This window comes from Mycobacterium sp. MUNTM1 (assembly GCF_054660795.1).
In genome coordinates this window covers 1-332 of the sequence record NZ_BAAGDE010000165.1, presented here as the reverse complement: position 1 = coordinate 332, position 332 = coordinate 1, and the positions used below count along the sequence as shown (strand labels likewise).

The following is a 332-nucleotide window of genomic DNA, read 5'->3' as shown; positions in this document are numbered from 1 at the left end:
GACGAGCTCTGTGGAATGACGGGTGCGCGGTCGGTGCCGGCGCTGGTGGCCTGGAAGACCGGTTGCTCGCCGGCCAATGCCCACACGATCACCGCGATCGCGAGCCGGCTCGAGGAGTTTCCCCGTTGCGTCCAGGGCCTGCGGGAGGGCCGGCTGTCGGCCGATCAGGTGGGGGTGATCGCCGCGCGCGCCGGCGAGGGTTCTGATCAGCATTACGCGCAGCTGGCCGCGGTCGCGACGGTCAACCAGCTGCGTACCGCGGTCAAGCTGGAACCGCGACCCGAACCCGAATCCCGGCCAGAGGGGCTTGAACCACGGGCCTCGATCACCAA

Annotated in this window: 1 protein-coding gene; it reads left to right on the top strand. The window is 69.9% G+C overall.

From position 1 onward, the window contains the following. On the top strand, nt 1-332 hold a 332-nt coding region (locus ACYQ8K_RS30255; RefSeq protein WP_459975076.1), incomplete at both ends, for a DUF222 domain-containing protein.